Raw genomic sequence first — 21,963 nt, 5'->3', positions numbered from 1 at the left:
TTTACATGCGCCGACGCCCAGCGACGTCTCTTGACCGCAGCAGCAGGGGTCGCCGCCTTGAGCAAGAAATAATTTCAGAAGACCAAGGAGCTGGAGATGCGACGTTCTTTGATCCTGATTGCTTTATTCCTTGACCCGCCGGCGACGTCAGCGGCAGCGCAAAGCAACCAGCCTGGAACGCATATATTCGGTTCCGAAGCCGGCTGCCGCGCGAGTGGGAAAGTCAGCGACATGATTTGCAGCAATGCGGCGCTCAACGCCGAAGCTGAGTTTCGCGAGAAGGCGCCGCGCTTTTCCTCGCGTCCCGAATGCGAAAGGATGTTTCGGCAGGGGTGCAGCGTCGGCATAAGCGGCGCCGCCGGCTGGGCAGGCAAGAAAAGCGGGATTTATTTTCATCCCAGACAAACGGGTTTTGCCGTGGAGGTCCGATCCAATCAGAGCATCACCGTTTCGCCGCTCATCGCCGGCAACATCGTCAGGTTCGGCGCGAGAAGCGCATTAAGCCGCGACCTGCACATCGACTATCGCGCCACGCAAGTTCGATATGCGGCTCCCTTCGGCGGCGCCCTGGAAAGGGGAGGCGGCGGGCCTGGGGGAGCTCTTCCGCCGCGCCCGCCGATGGATCCGAATTTCGATTGTTCTTCGGTCATCGAGCCCGATGGAAAAGACGCTTCGACGGCCTGTTATCCGGCGCCGAAGCGGTGAAACGCGCATTGTTCAACAATTGACGATTCGGACCGCGCGAAAATTCCGCAATCGCCTGGCCAATCCCATAAACAACACGCGATTTTCGCATATTGCAGAGGCGCGCCTCCGCCTTTACCCAAGGCATTGCAAGGGGCCAACGCCCTGGACAGCGTCGGAAAAACTTCTCCCAGTTCGGCGCTTGGGCGATTGGCGACGAACGAAAGGCGTCTCATGTCCACGACGGCGGAGCTCGAAGCGCTCCTCATGCAGCGATCGCTGACCGATCCGCAGCTCTTGGCCGCGGCTGAAGCCGCCGCCGATTTTCGTATTTTGCCGGACGCGACAGTGATCAAGATCGGCGGGCAGAGCGTCATCGATCGTGGCCGCGCCGCCCTCTTCCCTCTCGTCGACGAGATCGTCGCTGCGCGCAAAGCGCATAAGCTGCTCATCGGAACCGGCGCCGGCACAAGAGCTCGGCATCTCTATTCGATTGCGGCGGGGCTCGGCCTGCCGGCGGGCGTCCTGTCGCAACTCGGAGCCTCCGTCGCCGATCAGAACGCGGCGATGCTTGGTCAACTCCTCGCAAAGCACGGGGTCTCGGCGGTCAACGGCGCCGGGATGTCTGCAGTGCCGCTCTATCTCGCCGAGGTCAACGCCGTCGTCTTCAGCGGCATGCCGCCGTATAATCTCTGGATGCGTCCTGCCGCCGAGGGCGTCATTCCCCCTTACCGCACCGACGCCGGATGCTTTCTGCTTGCCGAGCAGTTCGGCTGCAAGGCCATGATCTTTGTGAAGGATGAGGACGGGCTTTATACGGCGAATCCGAAAACTGCAAAGGACGCCAAATTCATTGCAAGGATTTCGGTCGACGAGATGAAGGCGCAGGGCCTGCACGATTCGATCCTCGAATTCCCCGTGCTCGACCTCTTGAAGGCGGCGCGCCACGTTCGCGAGGTGCAGGTCGTGAACGGCCTGGTTCCGGGCAATCTGACCCGCGCGCTCGCCGGCGAACATGTCGGCACCATCATCACCGCGAGCTGAAGAAAGACGGCCATGACCGACACGGTTAACAGCATCAAGCATGTCGCCTCGCCGCTCGCGCGCCAGACCCTTCTCGACAGCGACCTCACCCGTCCGGTCGCCGGCCGGCGTCCGATCCGGCTGCTTCCTTGGCTTCATGTCGTCAAGATCGGCGGCCGGTCCATCATGGATCGCGGCGCGGAGGCGATCCTTCCCGTCGTGGAGGAGCTGCGTAAACTCCTGCCCGAGCATCGCATGCTCATATTGACCGGCGCAGGCGTGCGCGCGCGCCATCTCTACGGCGTCGGTCTCGACCTCGGCCTGCCCGTGGGATCGCTTGCGCCGCTCGCCGCGAGCGAAGCAGGCCAGAACGGCCACATCCTCGCCTCGCTGCTCGCCCCCGAGGGCGTCTCCTATGTCGAGCATCCGACGATCGCGAGCCAGCTCGCGATCCATCTCACCGCCGCCCGCGCGGTGGTGGGGAGCGCTTTCCCGCCCTATCACCACCATGAGTTCCCGACGTCCCGCATTCCGCCACACCGGGCCGACACGGGCGCCTTTCTCGTGGCGGACGCGCTCGGCGCGGCCGGTCTGACGATCGTGGAAGATGTGGACGGGGTGTATACGGCCGATCCGAAAGGCCCCGAGGGTCAGCAGGCGCAGCTCGTGCGCGAGACGAGCGCCCCCGATCTCGCGAAGGTCGAGGGCTCTCTGCCTTTCGACCGCGCGCTTCTCGATGTGATGGCCACGGCCCGCCACCTCGAGCATGTGCAGATCGTCAACGGCCTCGCGCCCGGCCGGCTCACAGCCGCTTTGCGGGGCGAGCATGTGGGAACGATCATTCACACCAGCGCGGCGAAGGCATAGGGCGATCCACAAGAGGTGGATCGGCGGAGAGCCCGTATCGCGCGGCGACAGGCGTGTAAGCGAAGCGTCGCCTTGGTCATAGCTTGAACGTGACGATGTTTGCGCGGGCGCCTTGCCAAGCCATCCCGAACAAGGCAGCCGGAACAACGAACCCTGTTACGCTGGGCGACGCTCTACCGCTCGAGCGAATGCGTGCAAGCCGAAGTCACGGGCAATGGATCCTCGAGGTCACACCGGTCTCTGGCGCGAGATTTTCCAGCGCCGTCGCGGCAAAGGCGGCGACAGCGCCCTTGTCGCGGGCCAGAGGCCCTACCTCTAATCTCTACCCGGTGATTTTAATGGTGGGCGCACAAGGGCTCGAACCTTGGACCCGCTGATTAAGAGTCAGCTGCTCTACCAACTGAGCTATGCGCCCGTCCGTCGGCGTCACGACGCTCTCGGAACGGGGGAGCGAATATCAAATGCCGATCCCCCTGTCCAGCGCCGTGTTGCCCGACGGAACCAATTTTCCCGACGGGAGGCTGGCCGAGCCTATTTCTGGGCCGGCCAGCCGTGGATCGCGCGGACTCTGGTGACGAGGTCGGCCCAGGGGCCCTTGTAAGCGTTCCCGGCCTGGGCCGTCGGCGCCGATTGCTTCTTCTCACAAATGTCCTTGGCCCCCGCGGACTTGGGGCCGTCCACGAAAAAGTAGATCACGTTGAGGCGCAGGGTCGAATAATACTGGTCGAGCACCGTGCCGCGCTTCAGCGCATTCGTGCCCCACACGGTCGTCTTGCGATCCTCCGGCGCAGCCGAGGGCTTGAAGCCATAGCCATAATCGCCTTCGCCGCGCAAAAGGTCGAAGCGGACATAGCAGAGCGCGCCCTTGGGCTGCTCATCCTTGAAGACGAGTTCGCGCGTCGCCACGGCGTCCTGGTCGTTGTAGCGAACGGTGGCGTCGACGGGGAAATGCCAGACATCGACTTTCTCGAAGTATTTCAGGAGGTCCGCTTCGTCGGGATCCTCGGCCGCGGCGGCCGTCACGGCCGAGAGCGCCACGGCGGCGGCGATGGCGACGAGCCGACTGCGCGAGATGAAACTGCCCATATTCAATCCTCTCAGGCGCCCGGACGGCGCCCCGCTAGGCAGGTGGGAAGCGCGGCGGCGGCCCGCAAGGTCTGCGACATTTGCGCCCGGGCGCGGTTTTTTGTCCTGCCTGCGAATAAGGCGCGCGCTGCCGGCGCCGGTGATTTGGGCGCACTGCGAGTGAGTTAGCCCGCTTGTTCCCATTGAGGTTTCGGCGGGCGGAAAAAGCCGCCGCCGCGTCTTCCCTCGCGCGCAAAAGCGCGCTAGCAGTTTGAGGGAAATAACAGCACGAGATTGATTATGTCGCGGAAGAAAATCGCTCTGATCGGCGCCGGCAATATCGGCGGAACGCTCGCTCATCTCGCCGGTCTGAAAGAACTGGGCGATATCGTGCTCTTCGACATTGTTGACGGGGTGCCGCAGGGGAAGGCGCTGGACCTCGCGCAAGCGTCGCCCGTTTCGGGCTTCGACGCCGATCTCGCCGGCGCTTCCGATTACGCCGCCATCGCCGGGGCGGACGTCGTCATCGTCACCGCCGGGGTTCCGCGCCAGCCTGGCATGAGCCGCGACGATCTGCTCTCGGTCAATCTCGGCGTCATCGCCAAGGTGGGCGCGGGCGTGAAGCAATATGCCCCCAACGCCTTCGTCATCTGCATCACCAACCCGCTGGACGTCATGGTCTGGGCGCTGCAGAAAGCGTCCGGCCTGCCGACGAACCGCGTGGTCGGCATGGCCGGCGTGCTCGATTCGGCCCGCTTCCGCTACTTCTTGTCGGAGGAGTTCAAGGTCTCGGTCGAGGACGTCAGCGCCTTCGTGCTCGGCGGCCACGGCGACGACATGGTGCCCTCGGTGCGCTATTCGACGGTCGGCGGCGTGCCGCTGCCGGACCTCATCGCCATGGGTTGGACCAGCCAGGCGCGCATCGACGCCATTGTCGACCGCACGCGCAAGGGCGGCGGCGAGATCGTAGGCCTGCTCAAGACCGGCTCCGCCTATTACGCTCCCGCCACCTCGGCCATTGCGATGGCCGAAAGCTACCTCAAGGACAAGCGCCGCGTGCTGCCCTGCGCGGCCTATCTCAATGGCGAATATGGGGTGAACGGGCTCTATGTCGGCGTGCCGGTCGTCATCGGGGCCAATGGCGTCGAGAAAGTCATGGAAATCAAGCTCGACGCCGCAGAACAGGCGATGTTCGACAAATCCGTGAACTCCGTGAAGACGCTGATTCAGGCGGCCAAGGGTCTCAACCCGGCTTTCGCCTGACAGCAAGAGATGGTCTCTTCGGACATGGCGGGTCTTCGGATATGGCGCGGCGGCGGCGGCTCTTCGCCGATTGCGGCGCCGATCGTCGATATCCGCGCCCGGCGGGGACGGGGGCGCTGATCCAAACTTTGCTGAAAGTCACGGCTGCGCTTATACTTGCGCATCTCTAGGAAGCCGGACCCGATGTCGAAGCACACAATTGACGACCTGCTCAAAGGCAATGAGCAGTTCGTGTCGGAAGAATTCTATCCCCACGCGGCGTATTATCAGGCCATCGCCAAGCGGCAGTCGCCGAAGGTTTTGTGGATCGGCTGCTCCGATTCGCGCGTCAGCGAAGACGTGATCACGGGCTCGCGACCCGGCACCATGTTCGTCCATCGCAACGTCGCCAACATCATCGCCTTCAACGACGTCAACGTCGCGTCGATCATCGAATACGGCGTGGTCCATCTGAAGATTGAGGACATTATCGTCTGCGGCCACACGCGCTGCGGCGGCATTGCGGCGATCGAGGACGGCGTTCACGAAAACTACATCGCCGACTGGCTCTGCATCGCGAGCGGCGCCAAGGACGCCGCCGACCGCATCGCCCGCGAGAAACATCTGTCGCGCGAGCAAAAGCTCGAAGTGCTGACGGCGGAGAACGTGAAACTGCAGATCAAGCATTTGAAAAGCCTCGCCATCATCCGGAACATGCACGCCGGCGGCCCGCTGCCGCGCATCCACGGCTGGCTCTACCGGGTCGAGTCGGGAAAGATCGACGTGCTGGTCGACGGGCGGGCCGGGCACGAAGCGGGATGAGCGGCCGCGCCTTGGTCGAAACGACGCAACGGCTGCAACGCCCCCGCGACCTCCCGTCCGCTTGACGCCGCCGCCCCGCCATGGCCATTAGGCCGCAAGCCCCGCCGTTTCTTGCTTCGAGGGAGAGCCCACCGCATGAATATCCACGAATACCAGGCCAAAGCCATTTTGCGCGAGTTCGGCGCGCCCGTAGCGGCCGGCGTGCCGGTGCTCAAGGCCGAAGAGGCGGCCGCCGCCGCCAAGCAGCTTCCGGGTCCGGTCTATGTGGTGAAGGCGCAGATTCACGCCGGCGGCCGCGGCAAGGGCAAATTCAAGGAAGAGAAGGCCGGCCCGCAGGGCGGCGTGCGCATCGCCAAGTCGATCGAAGAGGCGGAAGCCTTCGCGAGGCAGATGCTCGGCGCGACGCTCGTCACGCTGCAGACCGGCGAGGCCGGCAAGCAGGTCAACCGCCTCTACATCGAAGACGGCGCCGCGATCGACAAGGAATTCTATCTCTCCATGCTGATCGACCGCGCGACCTCGCGCATCGCCTTCGTCGTCTCGACGGAAGGCGGCATGGACATCGAGACCGTCGCCCATGACACGCCCGAGAAGATCGTCACTTTCTCGGTCGATCCGGCCACCGGCCTGATGCCGCATCACGGTCGCCGCGTCGCCGACGCGCTCAATCTCAAGGGCGATCTCGCCAAGCAGGCGGGCGACCTGGTCGAGAAACTCTATGCCGCGTTCGTCGCGAAAGACATGGAGATGCTCGAGATCAATCCGCTGATCACCACCAAGGACGGCAAGCTGCGCTGCCTCGACGCCAAGGTGAGCTTCGAGAACAACGCCCTCTATCGCCATCCCGAACTCGCCGCGCTGCGCGATCTCTCGGAAGAGGACGAGAAGGAGATCGAGGCGTCGAAATACGACCTCGCCTATATTTCGCTCGACGGCAACATCGGCTGCATGGTCAACGGCGCCGGCCTCGCCATGGCGACGATGGACATCATCAAGCTCTACGGCGCCTTTCCGGCGAACTTCCTCGACGTCGGCGGCGGCGCCACGACCGAGAAGGTGACCGCGGCGTTCAAGATCATCACCGCCGACCCGAACGTGAAGGGCATCCTGGTCAATATCTTCGGCGGCATCATGCGCTGCGACACCATCGCCGAAGGCGTGATCGCGGCGGTGCGCGAAGTTGGGCTCAAGGTGCCGCTGGTCGTGCGCCTCGAAGGCACCAATGTCGAACTCGGCAAGAAGATCATCAGCGAGTCCGGACTCAATGTGATCCCGGCTGACGATCTCGACGACGCCGCGCAGAAGATCGTCAAGGCGATCAGCTAACGCTCACGTTCTGAAGGGGGACGACGCGTCCCTCAAACGCTTCATCGCCCTTGCCCTGTACGCGGCCTCTTCAACGGCTGCACGCCAGGGCGAGGGCTGTAGTTTTTCAGGGGTCTGGCGACGATTGCCCCGGCCGACAATCATTGCGTCGGGACTCGCCTTGCGCTGCGAGCGCAAAACCGCCATCTTTAACCGCGAATCTCCTGAACTCCGGCCACTCGTCCTGGCGGAACGGCCGCGTCTGCCGCAGGCCGCGTCGCCTCTTTTCTAGGAAAGCGCCTGTGCTTCAACTCGTTCGCCCGCTCGCCATCTTCTCTCGCGGCGTCAGGCGCCGGCTGCCGCTTCGCACGACGGCGGTCGCGGCCGTTTTCGCGCTATCCTGCGCCTTGCCCGGGTCCAGCCACGCGACGGCCCGGGAAGGAACCCTGTCGGTCCCGCGGCCCTTCGAGGTCGGAACGAGCCTGTCGGGCAATTACCTCGCCGCCATTGTGGCCGGCGCCGAGCGGGACACGCTCGCCGCTTCGACGTTTTTCCGCGAGGCGCTGCGCGACGATCCGAACAATCAGGACCTGATCGACCGCGCTTTCGTCGCAGCGCTCTCCAACGGCGCCATGGCGGAGGCCGTCGCCTTGGCGCCACGCGTGCTCGCGCATGACAAGGGCAACGGACTCGCACACCTGACCAAGGGCGTGGATCTCTTCAAGAATCGCCGTTACGCGGCGGCGCGCGCGGAACTCGCCAAGGGCGGCGGCGACCGTCGCCGCGACATCACGACGACCCTGCTCACCGCCTGGACCTACGCCGGCGCCAAGGATACGCGCAAGGCGCTGCAGACTCTCGACGCGCTCAACGAGGACATTTTCGTCGTCTTCCGGGATTACCACGGCGCGCTGATCGCCGATCTCGGCGGCGACAAGGCGGAGGCGGAAAAGCGCTTCAAATCCGCCTATGCGGCGGAGCGAAACACGCTGCGTCTGGTCGACGCCTACGCCCGCTTCCTCGCGAGCCGCGGCCAGCGCGAGGACGCGAAGAAGCTCTACGAAACCTTCAACGAGGTGGCGCCCGGCCACCCGATCGTGGTCGCCGCCATTGCGGCGCTCAACGAGGGCAAGCCGCTGCCGCCTTTTGTGCGTACAGCGGATGACGGCGCGGCCGAAGCCCTCTACGGGCTCGGCGCCATCGGCGGCCGGCAGGGCGACGAACTCGCCTCGCTCATCTATCTGCGCCTGTCGCTCGCTCTCGCGCCGGAGAACGCCCTCGCGATCTTGACGCTGGGCGACGTCTATGAGCGCATGAAGCAGCCGGAGATGGCGATCGATCTTTACGACAGCGTGCCCAAGGACAGCCCGCTGCGCGTCAACGCCGATATTCAGGCGGCGCTGATTCTGGAGACGCTCGGCAAATCGAAGGAAGCGACGGACCATCTTTCCGCGGTCGTCGCCGCCAATCCGAAGAACCAGGAGGCGCTGACGGCGCTCGGCAATCTGCAGCGCTCGCGCAAGCTCTATGGCGACGCGGCCGCGACCTATTCGCGCGTGATTGCGCTTCTCCCCAAGGACGAGAAGAGCCAGTGGCTCCTCTATTATTATCGCGGCATCGCCAATGAGCGCCGCAAGGACTGGAAGGCGGCGGAAGCCGATCTCAAGAAGGCGCTGGAGCTCAATCCGGATCAGCCGCTGGTGCTCAATTATCTCGGCTACAGCTGGGTCGATCAGGGTGTCAACGTCGACGAGGCGTTCAAGATGCTGCGCCGCGCCGTCGACTTGCGGCAACGCGACGGCTATGTCGTCGACAGCCTTGGCTGGGCCTATTACCGGCTCGGCCGCTACGACGACGCCGTGCGCGAGCTCGAGCGGGCGATCGATTTGAAGCCGTCGGATCCGGTCATCAACGACCATTTGGGCGACGCTTATTGGCGCGTGGGCCGCAAGCTCGAAGCGCAGTTCCAGTGGAACCATGCGCGCGATCTGAACCCCGAGCCCGAAGACCTGCCGAAGATTCTCGACAAGATCAAGAATGGCCTGAAGGATCAGCCGGAGGTCGCCAACGCCACGGGCAAGACGGGCGGATAGACGGCGACGTTTTTTCCGCGCAGGCTGCGGGTGACGTCGTCATGCCCGGCCCTGGGCCGGGCGTCCCTCGCCGGGGGATGAGCCCGGCCATGACGAGGCGAGGGAATTACGCGCTCTTTTCTCCCGCCATCTTCATCACAAGCGCCCACTCCGCATCCGTCACCGGCTGGACCGACAGACGCGAGTTATTGACCAGCGCCATTTCCGCGAGACGCGGCTCGGCCTTGATCTGAGCGAGCGTCACCGGCTTGGCGAGCGGCTTCGCCGCCTTTACGTCGACCATGCCGAACTTGCCGGTCTCGTCGGTGTGGTCGGGGTAATATTCCTTGATGATCTCGACGATCCCGACGATCGCGCGCTCGTCGTTCGAGTGATAGAAGAAGGCGCGCTCGCCCTTCTTCATCGCCATGAGATGCTTCTTGGCGAGATGGTTCCGCACGCCGTTCCAGAACGTGCCCTTCGCGCCTGCGGCGACCTGCTGGTCCCAGGACCAGGTCGAGGGTTCGCTCTTGAGAAGCCAGTGCGCCATCTAGAGCGCCGCGCCGACGACGCGCTTCCAGGCGCGCAACTCGACCCGTTCGAACAGACCGGCCTGCGCATAAGGGTCCTCGGCGAGCAGGGCGCGCGCCGCGGCCTCGTCGGGACAGTCGAGGATCAGCATGGAGCCCACGGGCGTCTCGCCGTCGAGAAAGGGCCCGCCGAGCTTCACTTGCGCCGCATGCGTCTCCAGGAAGGCGAGGTGGGCGGCGCGGGTCGAGAGGCGCAGATCGACATGACCCGGCTTGTCCTGGCAAAGGGCGACGAAGAGCAAGGTTTCAACCTCGTGGCGAACGTGACGTTGCGACCCTTGTCCCAAAGCCTCGCCGCCCGGTCAAGCGACCTACTCGACCCGTTCCGGCGTGGTTTCCGCGAGTTCCGCGACGCGCGTTCCGAAGTCCGTTAGAGTTTCCCGCAGCGCCACGACATCCGCCTGAGACGCCGGCTCGCTTGTCGCGGCGGTCCCGCCATTGCGCCGCTGATGCGCGCGTTCGGCGCGCAACGCCTCGACCGCGCCGTGAAGCATGGCGTTGTCGGCGCGCGTGGCTTCGAGCCTGTCCGCCGCGCTGCGCGCCTCGTTGCGCGCCAGCCGCAGGGCGTTTTCGAGAGAATCGGCCTCGTTGCGCCGGCGCTCCTGCTCGGCGGCGAGTTCGGCGCGGGTCTCGTCGCGCTCCTTCAAGAGGGCGGCGTATTCGCGCTGTGCGGTCTCGAGCTCGTCGTTCTTGTGGGCAAGATGCTTGGCGAGCCCCGGCGTGCGCGCGGCCTCGGCGGCGACGCGCTCATAGTCCTGTTTCAGCGCTTCGAGCTCACGCTGCAGACTGGCGTTTTGTTCGTGCAACGCGCCAATCTTCGCTTCATGGGCGACGACCCTGGTCGATTGCGCCTCTTTCTCGCGGCCGAGCTCTTCCTTGTCGGATTCGAGAAGGCGCAGACGCTCGACGTCGCGGTCGGCGCGCTCGGTCATTTCGATCAGGGCGAGTTCGGTCGAGCGCAGGAGATCGGTGCGCTCGGCAAGGACCTTCTGCGCCTCGCCCAGCGCCACCGCCATGTCGCGGTTGTCGGCCTCGGCCTTCTTGAGCTGCGCTTCGGCCTGCGCGACGCGCGATGCGTGGCGGCCGATGGCGGCGAGATCGAAGGCCTTCGAGGCCTTCACCGCCTCTATCTCCTGCTCCATCCGGCGCTCGCGTACGGCGAATTCCGCGCGCAGCAGGTCACGCTCGGCGATCACCTCCTCCATGGACATGGGGGCGAGCATTTGCAGCCGGCGCATCGACAGGCGCATGGCGCGCCGCCAGAAGGCCGGCAGAAACAGAAGCGTGATCAGCCCGGCGACGAGAAAGCCGAGCGCGAAATACATTGCCTGTTCAATCAAGACGCCAACCTCGCGCCGCCGTGCGCCCTATTCGCCTGCGGGACGCGCGCGAGAGTGCCACGACTGGCCGGCGAAATCAAAAAATCAACGGCTCAGATTTAGCTTAAGACTCGCCCAGGCCGCTGGCGGCGCGCCCTCTCTTCGCGCCCGGGCGCGGAGCGGTCCTTCGTCTCAGAACGGGTTCCAGGTCGAATCCGGGGTAAATTTCAAATAGCTCAGCGCGAGGCCGAGTCGCGCGCCGAGGCCTGCGCGCACCGGCATGACCACGACCTCTTCATTGTTGAGCGCGGTGAAGCCCAGGCCGCCGACGAGATAGGCCGAGCCGTTGACGCCCGCATAGCGGCGGTAGATCGCCTCCACGTCCGGAAGATTGTAGACCAGCATCATCGTGCGGTCGCCGTCGGCGCCGGCGTCGAGGCCGATGGAGGGACCCTGCCAGAAAACCGGCTTCTGGCCCGCGTTGCGGGTGAACATCTTGCCCTCGCCGTAGCGTAGCCCGCCGACAAAGGCGCCGCCGGCCTCCTGGCCGAGAATATAGGCGTTGGGGCGGCCCCATTTCTTATTGGCCTGCTCGAGGCCTTCGGCGAGCCCGCGCGAAATGGAGCCGAAGAAGCGGTGGCCGTTCTCGACGATTTCGCCGCTCGTAAAGGCCTCGGGTCTTTGATTGGCGCGCGCCAGGCCGGGCAGGGCGGCGCAGGCGGCGGCCGAGGCTGCAAAGCGAAAGAGATCTCGGCGGGACGAGGGACGATGCCAGGCGCTCATGATCGCTTGAAACTCCAATACGCAAACGGTGGCGGGCCGAGTGACGGATCGGCGCGGAATGCGGCCGTCGCGCGGCGCCTCGGCGTCGCGGCGGCGCCGGACGTCACGCATGGCGGAAGAGTCGCGCAGCGTCGTTAATAAAGCGTTGCGACCGCAGGATCGCCCCAGGAAATGAAGGGGCCGTTGCGGTAGTTTGCGGCCGCCTTGTTGTAGAGAAGCGGCGCGCCCGCCGGATCGAGCGTCACGCCGCCCGCCACGCGGAGGATCGCGTCGCCCGCGGCGGTGTCCCACTCCATGGTGGGGCCGAAACGCGGGTAGACGTCGGCCGTCCCCTCGGCGAGGGCGCAGAATTTCAGCGACGATCCGACCGACTTGCGCGCCGCGACGGGAAGGCGCGCGACGTAGGCCGCCGTTTCGGCGTCGAGATGCGATTTAGAGACGAGCGCGGTGAGCCCGTCCTCGGGCGCTTTGCGCGTGCGCAGAAGCCGCCAGTCTTGCGGCGCCGGCAGGCGGCCGCCAGGCGCGGCGTCGGCCACGAAGCTGTCAGCGCCGGCGAACCAGACTCGGCCCTGCGCCGGCGCCGCCACCGCCCCCGCGGCCGGCGCGCCGTCGACGATCAGAGCGACATTGATGGTGAATTCCGAGCTGCGCGCGAGGAACTCGCGCGTGCCGTCGATGGGATCGACGAGCAGAAAGACGCCGCCATGGGCCGCGCTTGTCCCGCGCGCGGCGCTTTCCTCGGCGACCGCAGCCAGCCCCGGAAGCGCGCGGGCCAGGGCGGCCAAAAGATACTCCTCGACGCGCTGATCCGCCTCGGTGACCGGAGAATGATCGTCCTTGAGGCGCGAGGCGATTTGCGGCCGCGCCAGCACGTCCATCGCCAGCGCGCCTGCGCCGGCGACGAGCTCGCCAAAAAGCCGCGCGAGGCGCCGGCGCTCGGCGGGAGGCGCGTAATCGTCGATCATGCCCGCTCTTTCAAGCTTTGTTTACGAACATAGGGCGCGCAATTTGCAATCCGCGCGGCCGCGGTTACCCTTGCACAAGACGAAATACAGTGATTCGTCGCAAGCGTGCCTGTTCGCGTTACGCAGCAAAGATCCTTGATTGTCTTCTCACCAGCAAGCGGCGCCGCGCGCCTCCGGGATTGCCTTATGACCAACTTCTCGCTCGACGCTCTCGATCTCGCGGCCTTGCTGTCGTCGCGAGTCTGCCACGACGTGATTTCACCCGTCGGCGCGATCGTCAACGGGCTCGAAGTGCTGGAGGAGGAGAAGGACGCCGAGATGCGCGGCCATGCGCTGGCGCTCATCAAATCCTCCGCCAATGAGGCGTCGGCGCGCCTTCAGTTCTGCCGCCTCGCCTTCGGCGCCGCCGGCTCCAAGGGGGCCTCGATCGACACCGGCGACGCGGAGCTCGTCACCCGTCAGCTTCTCGCCGATGAGCGCACGCAGCTCAATTGGAGCGTGCCGCGCGTTCTGATGTCCAAAAACAAGGTAAAGCTGCTGCTCAATCTTTGCCTGCTCGCCGACGCCGCCATCCCCCGCGGCGGCGTGATCTCCGTCTCCTCGACGGGAGCGGACGACTCCATTTCCTTCAAGGTCGAGGCGCGCGGCGTCAATGCGCGTCTGGCGGCGCATCTTCCGGCGCTTCTCGCCGGCGAAGCGGAGGACAGCGCCATCGACGCCCGCGCCATCCAGCCCTACTACACGGGTCTCGTCGCAAAGGCATGCAATCTCGCCATCACAGTCGCGACCGAACCGGAGCTCATCAGCATCGAAGCCCGGCCGGCGGCCGCCTCGGACGAGGTGGAAGCGCCGCAAAGCGCTGTCGCGTAACGGTTCGGGTTCCGCTTCTTTAACCGGCCTGCGCCGATACTGCGCGCATCGCCGCGAGATGCGCGGCGGCAGGGGCGCGCCAGATGAAACAGGTCCTCGTGGTCGACGATTCGCCTGTGGTGCGAAAAGTGGCCCGTCGAATCCTCGAAGGCGTCGATCTGCGCACGCGCGAGGCGGCGGATGGCGAGAGCGGTCTTATCGCATGCGAAGAGCGAATGCCCGACGCGATACTGCTCGACTGGAATATGCCCGGCGCCGACAGCGTAGAATTTTTGCGCGCGCTTCGCCGGATGCCGGGCGGCGAGATCCCAAAGGTCGTCTTTTGCACGTCTGAGAACGACGTCGGCCGTATCGCCCGCGCCCTGCGCGCCGGCGCCGACGGATACATGTTGAAGCCCTTCGACCAGGACCGTTTGCGGTCGAAGTTTTGGGAGATGGGAATCGTCTTGACGCTTCGGCGCTGACGCCCCCTTGCGCGTCACGAAGACGACCCTGAGCGGCTTCTCAACGGGGCGCTGAGGCCCTCATCCAAAGGCCAACAAAGCGCGCGTCTCAGCAGGAGGCGGGAAAAAGGGCTCCTGCCGTGTTACGCCGTGATGCGCTCGTCGGCCTCGTTCGGCTCACGCAGCACATAGCCGCGACCCCAGACCGTCTCGATATAATTGCGGCCGTCGCTGGCGTTGGCGAGCTTCTTGCGCAGCTTGCAGATGAAGACGTCGATGATTTTGAGTTCCGGCTCGTCCATGCCGCCGTAGAGATGATTGAGAAACATCTCCTTGGTCAGCGTTGTGCCCTTTCGCAGCGAGAGCAGCTCCAGCATCTGATATTCCTTGCCGGTCAGATGCACGCGCACGCCGCCGACTTCGACGGTCTTCTGGTCGAGATTGACGATGAGGTCGCCGGTGGTGATGACCGACTGCGCATGGCCCTTGGAGCGACGGACGATGGCGTGGATGCGGGCGACGAGTTCGTCCTTGTGGAAGGGCTTCGTCAGATAGTCGTCGGCGCCGAAGCCGAGGCCCTTCACCTTGTCCTCGATTCCGGCGAGGCCGGATAAAATCAGAATGGGGGTCTTTACCTTGGCGACGCGCAGCGAGCGCAAAACCTCATATCCCGACATGTCGGGAAGGTTCAGATCCAGCAGGATGATGTCGTAGTCGTAGAGCTTGCCGAGGTCGATGCCTTCCTCGCCGAGATCCGTCGTATAGACATTGAAATTTTCGGATTTGAGCATGAGCTCGATGCTTTGAGCCGTCGCGCTGTCGTCCTCGATCAATAAAACGCGCATGTTGGGTCCCCACCGAGCTCCATTAATCAACGACACGGCGCCGTAGCGGGCGCGCATCGGCCGCACGCCAGCCCCCTGGCCTGCGACTCTTCCCGTCTAGTTTCCGACGGTAAGCGGAATTGGTTAATAAACCTTCACTTGCGCCCGCACTGCCGCCCAAAGTCTTAAGCTTGGGCCCAGGGCGAGTAACGCGCGAGACGCAACTGGGTCGAACGGGCGACTCGGGTCCGCGATCGCGAATCAGTCGCCACAATCCATCTATACGCCCTCGTGAGTCGCGGGCGCAAAGACAAAAATATTCAATACGGGGAACTACGTGCCGTCTTCACCTAAGAGATTGCCGGGCTACGCGGTTTCCTAAATCGTCGCGCTCACCCTGGACGATGCGGTCGGGCGTTCGGGCCGGCCTTCTCGAGCGGGTCGACGACGCCCGCCGGCGTCTTGGTCTGAAGGCCGACGACGGTGATGGAGCCATCGCTCGGCCCGGGCAGATCGAGCTGGCTTTTCTAGGGCAGGGGAGCGCTGACAATGAGGCGCCAGGCGAGGGCGCCGGGCTGGGTCGCGGGCCCCGAGAGGGGCGTCGTGATGAAGCCGTGTGAGGGCGCAGCGCACACCTTGACCTCAGGCGTGAGCCGCCGGACAAATGGCGCGAAAGGCTAAAGGCGCGTCATTGACTTGCGCTGAGCCTTTCTCCTATATGCGTCGCGCGGCGCTGCTCCGAGAGGGGCGGCGTCCATCTGTTTTGTCGCCTCGGCGTCCTGACGCCCGCGCGCGTTTGGCGCGGAAAGGATCGGCGGGGCAAGGAAGACGGGCCGAGGCCTAAAAGGCTTCAGCATCGCCAGCGGAGACGTTTCGTGAAGAGAACTTATCAACCCAGCAAAATCGTGCGCAAGCGCCGTCACGGCTTCCGCGCGCGCATGGCCACCGTGGGCGGCCGCGCTGTCATCGCCGCGCGTCGCGCTCGCGGCCGCAAGCGCCTCTCGGCCTGACCCGGCTCGGCGGAACGACGGAAAAGGCGGACGCCCAGATGACGACGGACGTTCCCGCCGAACCGCGGACGTTGACGAAAAAGCCGACGCGCCTGCGTCGACGCCAAGACTTCGTGCGTGCGTCGAAAACCGGCGCGCGCTTTTCGGCGCGTGCGTTTACCCTCCAGATGGCGGGCCGCGACGCGACGGAAGAAGAATCAGCGGCCGAGGCCCGTTTCGGCTTCACCGTGACCCGGAAGGTCGCGGGAGCCGTCGGGCGCAACCGCATCCGCCGTCGCCTCAAAGAGGCGCTTCGCGTCAGCGGAGACCTTGGCGCGCGGCCCGGCCGCGATTACGTGTTTGTCGCCCGGCGGGGGGCGCTCGACGCGCCCTTTGCCGAAATCGTCACACAAATGGCCGAAGGATTCGCGCGGCTCGACGAGCGCCACGCTGCGAACCAACGGCGCAAACAGAAAGACAGGCCTGCGGCGTCATGACCGAAAACACCAAGAACATGCTCATGGCCGCGGCGCTCTCGCTGATCTTCATCGGGCTGTGGGATTATTTCTACGCCTTCCCCGAGTTCGAGCGGCAGAAGCAGGCGCAGACCCAGCAGATGAAATTGGCGAAGGCGCCCAAGCTCGGCGCGCCCGAGCAGGCCGGGGGCGTCGCTGCGCCCGCGACGCCCGCCGTGCGCACGCGCGAGGAGGCTCTGGCGCTGAGCCCGCGCGTGACGATCGACACGCGGTCGATCGCCGGCTCCATCGCGCTCAAAGGCGCCCGCATCGACGACGTCTCGCTCAAGCACTATCGCCAGACGGTCGACCCGACGAGCCCCATCATCACTTTGCTGTCGCCGGAATATGGGCCGAGCCCGTATTTCGCCGAGATGGGTTTCGTGACCGGCGAGACGGAGAACGCGCCCGCGCTGCCGACGACGGAAACGCTGTGGACGGCCGACTCTGACAAGCTCACCTCCGGCAAGCCGGTGACCCTCACCTGGGACAATGGCCAGGGCCTCGTCTTCAAGCGGGTGATTTCGGTCGACGACGAATATCTCTTCACCGTCAAGGACAGCGTCGAGAACAAGGCGGGCAGGCCCGTCACGCTGTACAACTATTCGCGCATCAACCGCATCGGCCGTCCGCCGTCCTCCGGCTACGCCATCCTTCACGAGGGCTTCACCGGCGTCATCGGCGACAAGGCCGAAGAGCTCAACTACGACAAGATCGAGAAAGAGCCCGACGCCACCAAGACCTTCAAGGGCGTTGGCGGCTGGGTCGGCCTCACCGACAAATATTGGGGCGCCGTGGTCGCGCCCGACCAGAACGCCTCGATCGAGGCCCGCTATGTCGCCATGGGCGGCGCCACCAAGACCTATCAGGCCGCGACCGTCACCGAGCCGAAGACGATCGAGCCCGGCGCGACCGCCGAGACGACGGCTTATGTCTTCGCCGGCGCCAAGGAAGTCGATACGCTCGACGCCTATAAGGCGAACCCGGGCCTGAAGCGCTTCGACCTCCTCATCGACTGGGGCTGGTTCTATTTCATCACGCGGCCGATGTTCCGCCTGATCGACTTCCTCTATCGCGTGCTCGGCAATTTCGGCCTCGCGATCCTGGCGGTGACGGTTATTGTGAAGCTCGCCTTCCTGCCGCTCGCCAACAAGAGCTACAAGTCGATCGCCAAGATGAAGGAGATTCAGCCCAAGATCAAAGAGCTGAAAGAAAAATACGGCGACGACAAGCACAAGTTCAACATGGAGCAGATGGAGCTCTACAAGCGGGAGAAGGTCAATCCCGCGAGCGGCTGTCTGCCGGTGCTGTTGCAGATTCCGGTGTTCTTCTCGCTCTATAAGGTGCTCGTGGTCACGATTGAGATGCGCCACGCTCCCTTCTTCGGCTGGATCAAGGACCTCTCGGCGCCCGACCCCACGAATATCTTCAACCTGTTCGGCCTGCTGCCCTTCGATCCGACGCACGTCGCGATTTTCGGGCCGTATCTGGCGCTGGGCGTGTGGCCGCTGGTGATGGGCGTCACCATGTGGCTGCAAATGAAGATGAATCCCGAGCCAACCGACGAAATCCAGCGCACCATGTTCGCCTGGATGCCGGTGATGTTCACCTTCACCATGGGCAGCTTCGCCTCCGGCCTCATCATCTACTGGTCGTGGAACAACCTGCTCTCCATCATCCAGCAGGGCGTCATCATGAAGCGCGCCGGCGTGAAGTTCGAATTGTGGGACAATCTCCGCAAGACTTTCGGCATGGCGTAACATTCAAGCGGCCGGGACGACCTCCCGGCCGCAAGGCTTTTCAAGCAGACGATGACCGACGAGCCCGATTTTTTCGAGGACGGCCGCATCCTCTTCGCCGGCCCTTGCGAATTCATTTTCGCGAGCGCAAAGGCCGGCGATCTGCCGCCGCTGGGCCCGCCGGAGATCGCCTTTGCGGGCCGCTCCAATGTGGGCAAGTCGTCGCTGCTCAACGCGCTCACCAACCGCAAGACGCTCGCGCGCGTCTCTCATACGCCGGGGCGCACGCAGCAACTCAATTTCTTCGCGCTCGGCGGCGCGCCTGGCGCCGAACGTTTGCGCCTCGTCGATATGCCGGGCTATGGCTATGCGGCGGTCGGCAAGGAGAAGGTCGCGAGCTGGGGCGTGCTGATGCGCGACTATCTGAGGGGCCGCGCCTCGCTCACCCGTGTCTTCGTGCTGATCGACGGACGCCGCGGCGTGAAGCCGGTCGACGCCGAGATGCTGGATCTTCTCGACCAGTCCGCCGTTTCCTATCAGGTCGTCCTGACTAAGCATGACGAGCTGAAGGCCGCCGAGCGGGAGAGCGTCCTCGCGGCGACCGTCGAGGCCCTGGCCAAGCGCCCGGCCGCCTTTCCAGACATTCTCTTCACCTCGTCGCATACTGGGGAGGGGATCGCCGCGCTGCGGGGGGCCGTGGCGAAGCTGCTCGCCGAACGAGGGGCTTGAATATGAAGGTTCGAACGGGCTAGTTCGCACCGCCCTCTCCCAGCCCTCTCCCGCGATGCGGGAGAGGGAGGCGCTAAACCGTCAGGACGCCTCATGACCACGCACCCCGCCGACAGCGCGCTCGAACAGGCCCGGATTCTGATGCAGGCGCTGCCGCATATGCAGCGCTACGACGACGCCATTGTCGTTGTGAAATACGGCGGCCACGCCATGGGCGACGACGAGGTGGCGCGCGACTTCTCGCGCGACATGGTGCTGCTCGAACAGTCCGGCGTGAACCCGGTGGTGGTGCATGGCGGCGGGCCGCAGATCGGGGCCATGCTGAAGCGACTGGGCGTCGAATCCCGCTTCGCCGACGGCTTGCGCATCACCGACGGCGAGACCATGGGCATTGTCGAGATGGTGCTCGCCGGCGCCATCAACAAGCAGATCGTCGGCTACATCAATGCGGTGGGCGGCCGCGCCATTGGCCTCACCGGCAAGGACGGCCGCATGGTCACGGCCAAGAAACTCGAGCGCCCCGACGGCGTCGATCTGGGTTATGTTGGCGAACCCGACAAGGTCGACACGACGGTGCTCGACCAGGTGCTCGGCCGCGAGCTCATCCCGGTGCTGGCGCCGGTGGCGCAGGGGCCGGGCGGCGCGAGCTTCAACGTCAACGCCGACACTTTCGCCGGCGCCATCGCCGGCGCCCTCGGCGCCAAGCGCCTTTTGTTCTTGACCGACGTGCCGGGCGTGCTCGACAAGGAGAAGAAGCTCATTGAGGAGCTCAAGGTCGCCGACATTCCGGGCCTCATCGCCGACGGCACCATTACGGGGGGCATGATCCCGAAGGTCGAAACCTGCATGTACGCGATCGAGCGCGGCGTCGAAGGCGTCGTTATCCTCGACGGCAAACTGCCGCATGCGGTGCTCGTGGAGCTGCTCACCGATCACGGCGCGGGCACGCTGATCACGCGGTGAAGAAACCATTGGCCCCTCACTTTGACGCTCCACCCGCAAGCGGGGAGAAGGCGCTCAAGGACCGCTTCGCGCATATCGACACATGGGTGTTCGATCTCGACAATACGCTCTATCCGCAGACAGCCGACCTCTGGCCCAAGATCGACGCGCGCATCACGCTTTTCATGATGCGGCTTTTCGGCCTCGACGCGATCTCGCTACGGGCGCTGCAGAAGCATTATTACTTGCGCTACGGCACGACGCTGCGCGGGCTCATGATCGAGCACGATATCGACGCGGAAGTGTATCTGAAATTCGTGCACGACATCGACCGCTCGTCGCTTGCGCATAATCACTCGCTCGCCGAGGCGATCGCCGCGCTGCCGGGCCGCAAGCTGATCCTCACCAATGGGTCGCGCCATCATGCGATCGAGACCGCCAAGCAGCTCGGGATCGATCATCTCTTCGAGGACATATTCGACATCATCGCCGCCGATTTTATCGCCAAGCCCGAGGAGGCCGCTTACGAGCGCTTCTTCGCCCATCTCAAAGTCGACCCCGAACGCGCCGCGCTCTTCGAGGACCTTCCCCGCAATCTCATCGTGCCCCATGCGCGCGGCATGACGACGGTGCTGGTCGCGCCAGCGGTGGGGGAGGAGGTTGAACGCGAGGCCTGGGAGATCGCGACGGGCGAGGAGCCGCATCTGGATTTTGTGACGAATGATCTCGTCGGGTTTCTGGAGGCGCTGGCCAGGTGACAGGCTCCGGTTGACTCCCCCCGCCGTACCCCTACAACCAGCCGAGCTTTTTCACTTCGCACGGAACGTTCATGCCGCACACGGGACTCGAGACCCTCATCACCGCCGCCTTTGAAGACCGGGCCAACATCAATACGGAAACCCAGGGCGACATCCGCCGCGCCGTCGACAGCGCGCTGCGCCTGCTCGATTCCGGCAAGCTGAGGGTGGCCGAGAAGATCGAAGGCGAGGAGGGGCCTCAGTCCTGGAAGGTGAATCAGTGGCTCAAGAAGGCCGTGCTGCTCTCCTTCCGCCTGAATGACATGTCGGTGATCCCGGGCGGCCCCGGCGGCGCCACCTGGTGGGACAAGGTGCCCTCCAAATTTTTGGGCTGGGGCGCGGCCGAGCATACGGCGGCGGGCTTCCGCTCCGTGCCGGGCGCGATCGTGCGCCACTCGGCCTATGTGGCGCCGGGCGCGATTCTCATGCCCTCCTTTGTCAATCTCGGCGCCTATGTCGACGCCGGGACCATGGTCGACACCTGGGTGACGGTCGGCTCCTGCGCGCAGATCGGCAAGAATGTCCATCTCTCGGGCGGCGTCGGCGTCGGCGGCGTGCTGGAGCCCCTGCAGGCCAATCCGACGATCATCGAGGACGACTGCTTCATCGGCGCGCGCTCGGAAGTGGTCGAGGGCGTCGTCATCGGCAAGGGTTCGGTGCTGTCCATGGGCGTCTTCATCGGCGCTTCGACCAAGATCATCGACCGCGCGACCGGGAAGGTTCATGTCGGCTTTGTGCCGCCTTATTCGGTCGTCGTATCGGGGAGCCTTCCCGGCAAGCCGCTGCCCGACGGAACGCCCGGACCGTCGCTTTACTGCGCCGTGATCGTGAAGACGGTCGACGCACAGACGCGCTCCAAGACCGGCATCAATGAATTGCTGAGGGACTGATGGCGATCGATCGCGAGCGCATCCGCTTTCTCTACCGCACCGAGCAGGGGCGCATCGACCGCGCAACCTGGCTCAAAGGCGCGGGCGCGCTCGCGGCGATCCTCGCGCCCTTCTTTCTCGTCTGGCTTGCGCTTGCGCCCTACACGGATCACGATCTGGCGAGAGACCCCTTCTTCATGCCGATGACGGCCGTCGCTTACGCCTTCGTCATCTTCTATTCCTTCGTGATCCTGCTCCTGGCGGTGAGCTATGTGAATCTTTCCGCCAAGCGCTTTCGTGACCTCGGCCGCGCCGCGCCCGTCGCCTTCGCCGGTCTCGCGCCGCTCGTCGCGCTCATCGCCGGCGCGACGCATTGGCTGCAACCGCGCGTCGCCGAAGTGATGCCGCGCTTTTGGGTCTGGGGCGTGGACGCGGCGCTTGTCGCCGTGGTCGCCTGGAGCTTCTACGAGTTGGGATTGAAAGACCACGCCAACGCTTGAGCAGAGGGC

At 64.8% G+C, this 21,963-nt stretch carries 24 protein-coding genes and 1 tRNA gene; 17 read left to right on the top strand and 8 right to left on the bottom strand.

Annotated features, from left to right (window positions below; all coding sequences use genetic code 11):
* Positions 1 to 108 precede the first annotated feature (108 nt).
* The 3 genes from ACETII_RS02305 to ACETII_RS02295 all read left to right on the top strand — a co-directional run bounded on the left by ACETII_RS02305 (position 109) and on the right by ACETII_RS02295 (position 2,574).
* The gene (locus ACETII_RS02305) at positions 109 to 705 is read left to right on the top strand and encodes a DUF1190 domain-containing protein (RefSeq protein ID WP_472786951.1); all 597 of its coding nucleotides are present in this window, start codon (positions 109 to 111) and stop codon (positions 703 to 705) included.
* A 213-nt stretch (positions 706 to 918) separates the two neighbouring features.
* Complete coding sequence (locus ACETII_RS02300) at positions 919 to 1,728, top strand: amino acid kinase family protein (protein WP_472786950.1); 810 nt, start codon at positions 919 to 921, stop codon at positions 1,726 to 1,728.
* A gap of 12 nt (positions 1,729 to 1,740) precedes the next feature.
* The gene (locus ACETII_RS02295) at positions 1,741 to 2,574 is read left to right on the top strand and encodes an amino acid kinase family protein (RefSeq protein WP_472786949.1); all 834 of its coding nucleotides are present in this window, start codon (positions 1,741 to 1,743) and stop codon (positions 2,572 to 2,574) included.
* Between the two features lie 339 nt (positions 2,575 to 2,913).
* Here the strand turns inward: ACETII_RS02295 and ACETII_RS02290 are convergent.
* A tRNA-Lys gene (locus ACETII_RS02290) sits at positions 2,914 to 2,989 on the bottom strand.
* Between the two features lie 116 nt (positions 2,990 to 3,105).
* Positions 3,106 to 3,660, bottom strand: coding sequence for a hypothetical protein (locus tag ACETII_RS02285; protein WP_472786948.1), 555 nt, complete (start codon positions 3,658 to 3,660; stop codon positions 3,106 to 3,108).
* Positions 3,661 to 3,939: 279 nt separating this feature from the next.
* Here ACETII_RS02285 and mdh point away from each other — a divergent pair, with 279 nt between their 5' ends.
* The 4 genes from mdh to ACETII_RS02265 all read left to right on the top strand — a co-directional run bounded on the left by mdh (position 3,940) and on the right by ACETII_RS02265 (position 9,101).
* Positions 3,940 to 4,902, top strand: coding sequence for a malate dehydrogenase (gene mdh / locus ACETII_RS02280; protein WP_472786947.1), 963 nt, complete (start codon positions 3,940 to 3,942; stop codon positions 4,900 to 4,902).
* 183 nt (positions 4,903 to 5,085) lie between these two features.
* On the top strand, positions 5,086 to 5,703 hold the full coding sequence (locus ACETII_RS02275) for a carbonic anhydrase (protein ID WP_363349410.1): 618 nt from the start codon (positions 5,086 to 5,088) through the stop codon (positions 5,701 to 5,703).
* Positions 5,704 to 5,838: 135 nt separating this feature from the next.
* Positions 5,839 to 7,029, top strand: coding sequence for an ADP-forming succinate--CoA ligase subunit beta (gene sucC / locus ACETII_RS02270; protein WP_363349409.1), 1,191 nt, complete (start codon positions 5,839 to 5,841; stop codon positions 7,027 to 7,029).
* Between the two features lie 281 nt (positions 7,030 to 7,310).
* Positions 7,311 to 9,101 carry a tetratricopeptide repeat protein gene (locus ACETII_RS02265; RefSeq protein ID WP_405044834.1) on the top strand — a complete coding sequence of 597 codons (1,791 nt, stop codon included), beginning with the start codon at positions 7,311 to 7,313 and terminating at the stop codon, positions 9,099 to 9,101.
* Between the two features lie 106 nt (positions 9,102 to 9,207).
* Here ACETII_RS02265 and ACETII_RS02260 read toward each other — a convergent pair whose 3' ends face one another.
* The 5 genes from ACETII_RS02260 to ACETII_RS02240 all read right to left on the bottom strand — a co-directional run bounded on the left by ACETII_RS02260 (position 9,208) and on the right by ACETII_RS02240 (position 12,737).
* Positions 9,208 to 9,630: an EVE domain-containing protein gene (locus ACETII_RS02260; protein ID WP_472786946.1), complete on the bottom strand. Its 423-nt coding sequence runs from the start codon at positions 9,628 to 9,630 to the stop codon at positions 9,208 to 9,210.
* On the bottom strand, positions 9,631 to 9,912 hold the full coding sequence (locus ACETII_RS02255; RefSeq protein WP_363349407.1) for a YciI family protein: 282 nt from the start codon (positions 9,910 to 9,912) through the stop codon (positions 9,631 to 9,633).
* A 69-nt stretch (positions 9,913 to 9,981) separates the two neighbouring features.
* Positions 9,982 to 11,010 (bottom strand): hypothetical protein, encoded by a 1,029-nt coding sequence (locus tag ACETII_RS02250; RefSeq protein WP_472786945.1) that lies wholly within the window; start codon positions 11,008 to 11,010, stop codon positions 9,982 to 9,984.
* Positions 11,011 to 11,181: 171 nt separating this feature from the next.
* Positions 11,182 to 11,772, bottom strand: a complete 591-nt coding sequence (locus ACETII_RS02245) for a DUF1134 domain-containing protein (RefSeq protein WP_363349405.1) — start codon at positions 11,770 to 11,772, stop codon at positions 11,182 to 11,184.
* 134 nt (positions 11,773 to 11,906) lie between these two features.
* On the bottom strand, positions 11,907 to 12,737 hold the full coding sequence (locus tag ACETII_RS02240; protein WP_472786944.1) for a 3'(2'),5'-bisphosphate nucleotidase CysQ family protein: 831 nt from the start codon (positions 12,735 to 12,737) through the stop codon (positions 11,907 to 11,909).
* A 186-nt stretch (positions 12,738 to 12,923) separates the two neighbouring features.
* Between ACETII_RS02240 and chpT the strand changes: the two genes are divergently transcribed.
* Both chpT and ACETII_RS02230 read left to right on the top strand, forming a co-directional pair.
* Positions 12,924 to 13,607 (top strand): histidine phosphotransferase ChpT, encoded by a 684-nt coding sequence (gene chpT, locus ACETII_RS02235; RefSeq protein ID WP_363349403.1) that lies wholly within the window; start codon positions 12,924 to 12,926, stop codon positions 13,605 to 13,607.
* Between the two features lie 83 nt (positions 13,608 to 13,690).
* Complete coding sequence (locus tag ACETII_RS02230; protein ID WP_472786943.1) at positions 13,691 to 14,071, top strand: response regulator; 381 nt, start codon at positions 13,691 to 13,693, stop codon at positions 14,069 to 14,071.
* Between the two features lie 122 nt (positions 14,072 to 14,193).
* On the opposite strand, the gene ctrA is transcribed toward ACETII_RS02230, so the two are convergent.
* Positions 14,194 to 14,895 carry a response regulator transcription factor CtrA gene (gene ctrA, locus ACETII_RS02225; protein ID WP_363349401.1) on the bottom strand — a complete coding sequence of 234 codons (702 nt, stop codon included), beginning with the start codon at positions 14,893 to 14,895 and terminating at the stop codon, positions 14,194 to 14,196.
* 854 nt (positions 14,896 to 15,749) lie between these two features.
* On the opposite strand from ctrA, the gene rpmH reads away from it, so the two are divergent.
* The 8 genes from rpmH (at position 15,750) to ACETII_RS02185 (ending at position 21,954) form a co-directional block, all read left to right on the top strand.
* Positions 15,750 to 15,884, top strand: a complete 135-nt coding sequence (rpmH, locus tag ACETII_RS02220) for a 50S ribosomal protein L34 (RefSeq protein WP_165052887.1) — start codon at positions 15,750 to 15,752, stop codon at positions 15,882 to 15,884.
* Between the two features lie 38 nt (positions 15,885 to 15,922).
* Positions 15,923 to 16,360 carry a ribonuclease P protein component gene (rnpA, locus tag ACETII_RS02215; RefSeq protein WP_363349400.1) on the top strand — a complete coding sequence of 146 codons (438 nt, stop codon included), beginning with the start codon at positions 15,923 to 15,925 and terminating at the stop codon, positions 16,358 to 16,360.
* Positions 16,357 to 18,138, top strand: coding sequence for a membrane protein insertase YidC (yidC, locus tag ACETII_RS02210; protein WP_363349399.1), 1,782 nt, complete (start codon positions 16,357 to 16,359; stop codon positions 18,136 to 18,138). Before rnpA ends, yidC begins: the two co-directional genes overlap by 4 nt.
* A gap of 51 nt (positions 18,139 to 18,189) precedes the next feature.
* Positions 18,190 to 18,846, top strand: coding sequence for a ribosome biogenesis GTP-binding protein YihA/YsxC (yihA, locus tag ACETII_RS02205; protein ID WP_472786942.1), 657 nt, complete (start codon positions 18,190 to 18,192; stop codon positions 18,844 to 18,846).
* Between the two features lie 93 nt (positions 18,847 to 18,939).
* Positions 18,940 to 19,809, top strand: a complete 870-nt coding sequence (argB, locus tag ACETII_RS02200) for an acetylglutamate kinase (protein ID WP_472786941.1) — start codon at positions 18,940 to 18,942, stop codon at positions 19,807 to 19,809.
* Positions 19,810 to 19,817: 8 nt separating this feature from the next.
* Positions 19,818 to 20,546 (top strand): pyrimidine 5'-nucleotidase, encoded by a 729-nt coding sequence (locus ACETII_RS02195; RefSeq protein ID WP_472786940.1) that lies wholly within the window; start codon positions 19,818 to 19,820, stop codon positions 20,544 to 20,546.
* 71 nt (positions 20,547 to 20,617) lie between these two features.
* A complete protein-coding gene (gene dapD / locus ACETII_RS02190; protein ID WP_472786939.1) occupies positions 20,618 to 21,475 on the top strand; it encodes a 2,3,4,5-tetrahydropyridine-2,6-dicarboxylate N-succinyltransferase in 858 nt (285 codons plus the stop codon).
* Positions 21,475 to 21,954 (top strand): hypothetical protein, encoded by a 480-nt coding sequence (locus ACETII_RS02185; protein ID WP_472786938.1) that lies wholly within the window; start codon positions 21,475 to 21,477, stop codon positions 21,952 to 21,954. Before dapD ends, ACETII_RS02185 begins: the two co-directional genes overlap by 1 nt.
* The last annotated feature ends 9 nt before the right edge of the window (positions 21,955 to 21,963 follow it).

Source organism: Methylocystis sp. NC52PC (assembly GCF_055698645.1).
The sequence above is the reverse complement of the archived record's forward strand: the minus strand, read 5'-3'. Positions and strand labels throughout refer to the sequence as shown.